The sequence below is a fragment of the Mesorhizobium sp. LCM 4576 genome (genome assembly GCF_001854815.1).
GTDB classification, from domain to species: Bacteria; Pseudomonadota; Alphaproteobacteria; order Rhizobiales; family Rhizobiaceae; genus Mesorhizobium; species Mesorhizobium plurifarium.
The window spans coordinates 1-3,835 of sequence record NZ_MDDT01000084.1 but is presented as its reverse complement, the minus strand read 5'-3'; the positions used below and the strand labels follow the sequence as shown (position 1 = coordinate 3,835).

Annotated in this window: 5 protein-coding genes; 3 read left to right on the top strand and 2 right to left on the bottom strand. The window is 62.8% G+C overall.

Annotated features, from left to right (window positions below):
* On the bottom strand, positions 1-207 hold a 207-nt coding region (locus LCM4576_RS31660), incomplete at its 3' end, for a Wzz/FepE/Etk N-terminal domain-containing protein (RefSeq protein ID WP_131803335.1).
* 93 nt (positions 208-300) lie between these two features.
* Positions 301-471: a hypothetical protein gene (locus LCM4576_RS36695; protein WP_157901252.1), complete on the bottom strand. Its 171-nt coding sequence runs from the start codon at positions 469-471 to the stop codon at positions 301-303.
* Between LCM4576_RS36695 and LCM4576_RS31655 the strand changes: the two genes are divergently transcribed.
* The 3 genes from LCM4576_RS31655 (at position 470) to LCM4576_RS31645 (ending at position 3,806) form a co-directional block, all read left to right on the top strand.
* The gene (locus tag LCM4576_RS31655; RefSeq protein WP_040983193.1) at positions 470-1,033 is read left to right on the top strand and encodes a polysaccharide biosynthesis/export family protein; all 564 of its coding nucleotides are present in this window, start codon (positions 470-472) and stop codon (positions 1,031-1,033) included. The genes LCM4576_RS36695 and LCM4576_RS31655 overlap by 2 nt on opposite strands.
* 9 nt (positions 1,034-1,042) lie before the next feature.
* Positions 1,043-2,173: a glycosyltransferase gene (locus tag LCM4576_RS31650; RefSeq protein ID WP_071036276.1), complete on the top strand. Its 1,131-nt coding sequence runs from the start codon at positions 1,043-1,045 to the stop codon at positions 2,171-2,173.
* Positions 2,174-2,270: 97 nt separating this feature from the next.
* On the top strand, positions 2,271-3,806 hold the full coding sequence (locus LCM4576_RS31645) for an undecaprenyl-phosphate glucose phosphotransferase (RefSeq protein WP_071036263.1): 1,536 nt from the start codon (positions 2,271-2,273) through the stop codon (positions 3,804-3,806).
* Positions 3,807-3,835 lie beyond the last annotated feature (29 nt).

Below are 3,835 nucleotides of genomic sequence, written 5' to 3'. Positions count from 1 at the left end.
CGGCGGCCGGGTGTATTCCGATTCGCGCGAGCCGATCTCCAACTTGGCCGTCGCCTTATAATAAGGCGTCGCGAGCCAGGCCAAAGCGAAGGCGAGCCCGGTGACCGCGAGGGTCACGAGAACAATACGCAGCCAGTTTCGCGCCAGGCTGGCGAAAAGCTGTCTCAGGTCGACATCGACATCAGCGGCCGCGGACTGAACGGACATGCATCCTGCTCCGAACTTTGAGTCGAGGATGGACCGTAAACAACTATGGTAACTCACCCGTTAAGATCAGAACGCATGCTTATTAGAGAACACTCAAAGAAGATTGCTCGAAAGCAATAGAACAATTGGTTTTTTGCCGATCGGCGCGGTCCCAGACCACGCTCCTTTACCGCCCATTAACCCTAACAGGATGATAACGGTCGCACTTTCCTGGGGTTGTGCCGCGGCTTGCGGCAAGAGCGATGAAGGTTCCTGGCCGGTCATGAAAAGCACTGCTTCCCTCTTTCGCGCTTTGCTTGCCCTGTCGCTGCTCACCGGTTGCTCGAGCTACCGCCCGACGCCCGCCGCCTTTCACGAGGTGCTCGACCAGCCCTACCGGCTCGGCGCCGGYGACCGTGTCCGTGTCACGGTGTTCGAGCAGGACGGATTGACCAACACTTACAGCGTCGACCAGTCCGGCTATCTTTCCTTCCCGCTGGTCGGCGCGGTGCCGGCGCGCGGCCATACCGCGCAGCAGCTGGAAAAGGAGATCGCCGACAAATTGCGCCAAGGCTATCTGCGCGACCCCGACGTTTCGGTCGAAATCGACCGCTACCGGCCGATCTTCGTCATGGGCGAAGTGGGCGCTGCCGGCCAGTATTCCTATGTGCCGGGACTCACGGTGCAAAAGGCGGTCGCCATTGCCGGCGGTTTCACGCCGCGCGCCAATCAGGAGAGCGTCGACATCACCCGCGACATCAACGGCAAGGTGATGACCGGACGGGTGCTGACATCCGATCCGCTCCTGCCTGGCGACACCGTCTATGTCCGCGAACGCCTGTTCTGAAAATCCGTCGTGGCGGTGAATCTCAGGATCGTCCACTGCTTCCGCTCACCTGTCGGAGGAATCTTCCGGCACGTGCGCGACCTGACCGAGGCGCAGGTCGCCGCCGGCCATGCGGTGGGCATCGTCTGCGACTCGACGACCGGCGGCGACTACGAGGAGCGGCTGTTCGAGGCGATGAAGGACAGCCTCGCGCTCGGCATCCATCGCACGCCGATGCAGCGTCATGTCGGGCCGGGCGACCTCGCCTCGGCCTGGCGCACCTATCGAATCATCAAGGAATTGCGGCCGGACGTGCTGCATGGGCATGGCGCCAAGGGTGGCGCCTATGCCCGGCTGTTCGGCTCACTGTTGCGGGTTTCAAGGTCTCGCGTGGCCCGCCTTTATTCGCCGCATGGCGGCTCCCTCCACTATGACGAAACGACGGCGACGGGAAAGCTGTTCTTCGGCCTGGAGCGCTTCATGGCGCGCTTCACCGACTGCCTGCTGTTCGTTTCCGACTATGAGCGCAACACCTATCGCCGCAAGGTCGGCGAGCCGCCCATACCCAACACGCTTGTCTACAACGGCCTGCGCGCAGCCGAATTCGAACCGGTGACGACGGCGGCGAATGCCGCCGATTTTCTATACATCGGCATGATGCGCGACCTGAAAGGCCCGGATATCTTCATCGACGCCCTGGCCTTGGCCGGCAGCGCGTTGGGCCGTCCGTTGAGCGCCGTGATGGTCGGYGACGGCGACGACCTGCCGCGCTACCACGCACAAGTGGAGCGACTCGGGCTGAAGAGTCATGTCCGATTCCTGCCGCCCATGCCGGCGAGACAAGCTTTCGCTCTGGCCGGGTTGATCGTTGTGCCGTCCCGGGCGGAGGCGATGCCCTATATCGTGCTCGAGGCTTTGGCCGCCGGCATGCCGATGATCGCGACCGCGGTCGGCGGCATTCCGGAAATCTTCGGCGACGGCTCCCCTGCCCTCATCCGGCCGGATCCCGCGCAGCTCGCAGGCAAAATGGAAACAGTGTTCGGCGACCGCGACACGTACCGCAAGGCGATGCCGCAGACGGACGAGCTCAAGGCCCGGTTCGGAGCCGATGTGATGGCCGCCGAGATCGAGAAGGCCTATTTCGCCGCGCTGAACAAATAGCCGCGGCCGGCCCGACAGCTTCAAAACCACCGGTTGTTTCAAGTCTTTCTTAGCTCTCTTTTGCTATGCCGTTTCGCGAAGCTCGCGGACAGTTCCCATGAATGAGATCGRCCCCGCGCGCCGCTTTTCCATGGATGCGGTGCGCAATTACGATGCTCCCGCCGATGGCGGAAAGCCCGGCGGCATCAACGATGTGGCGCGCCAGGTCGCCTCGCAATACCGGCGCGATACGATGTCGCCGATCATGGTCAGCGGCGTGCTGCGCATGGTCGAGTTCGCGGTGCTCTTCCTGTCGGGGCTCGGCGTCTATTTCTACTATGTCGGCTTTTTCAGCTATCTGGCTTGGCAATATCCGCTGGCGATCGCGGCGACGTCGTTCCTGGCCGTGGTGCTGCTCGACGTCACCGACAGCTACCAGATCGCGGCGCTGATGCGCCCGCTTGCCAATTTCGGGCGGGTGCTGCTTGTCTGGGCCGGCAGTTTCGCGCTGATGGCACTCACAGCATTCGCCATCAAGGCGTCGGAAGACTATTCGCGGCTGCTGTTCGGCACCTGGTTCGTGGTCGGTTTCGCGCTGGTCTTCGGCCTGAGACTGGTGATGTCCAGGCTCATTCGCCGCTGGGCGCGCGACGGCCGTATGGAGCGCCGTGCCGTCATCGTCGGCGGCGGCAAGGCGGCCGAGCAGTTGATCCGCTCGGTCGAGAAGCAGCCTTACAACGACATCCGCATCTGCGGCATCTTCGACGACCGCAACGACAAGCGCTCGCCGCCGATCGTCGCCGGCTATCCGAAGCTCGGAACGATCTCGGAGCTCATCGAATTCGCCCRCATCGCGCGCATCGACATGCTGATCGTGTCGCTGCCGCTGACCGCCGAATCGCGCGTCTTGCAGCTTCTGAAGAAGCTCTGGGTGCTGCCGGTCGACATCCGGCTCTCGGCGCATTCGAACGCGCTGCAGTTCCGGCCGCGCGCCTACTCCTATATCGGCTCAGTGCCGATGCTCGACATCTTCGACAAGCCGATCAACGACTGGGATTCGGTCGCCAAGCGCGCCTTCGATATCGTCTTCTCGCTTGTCGGCATCATTCTCTTCTCGCCGGTGATGCTCGCCACCGCGATCGCCATCAAGCTCGACAGCAGGGGGCCGGTGCTGTTCAAGCAGAAGCGGCACGGCTTCAACAACGAGATCATCGAGGTCTACAAGTTCCGCTCGATGTATGCCGACCGGTCCGACCCGACAGCCAAGCAGACAGTGACCAAGAACGATCCGCGCGTTACCCGCGTCGGCCGCTTCATCCGCAAGACCTCGATCGACGAGCTGCCGCAGTTCTTCAACTCGCTCTTCGGCTCTCTGTCGCTGGTCGGGCCGCGCCCGCATGCCATTGCCGCGCAGTCGCACAACCTGCTCTACAACGAGGTGGTCGACGGCTATTTCGCCCGCCACAAGGTCAAGCCGGGCGTCACCGGCTGGGCGCAGATCAACGGATGGCGCGGCGAGATGGACACCAATGAAAAGATCCGCATGCGCACCGAATACGACCTCTATTACATCGAGAACTGGTCGATGCTGTTCGACCTGCGCATCCTGTTCCTGACGCCGGTCCGCCTGCTCAACACGGAAAACGCCTATTGAGCGCCATCGCCCATGAGCTGCCGCCGCGG

Coding starts and splice junctions, on each gene's coding strand:
- LCM4576_RS36695 (WP_157901252.1), bottom strand. CDS start 471: ATGACCGGCCAGGAACCTTCATCGCTCTTGCCGCAAGCCGCGGCACAA.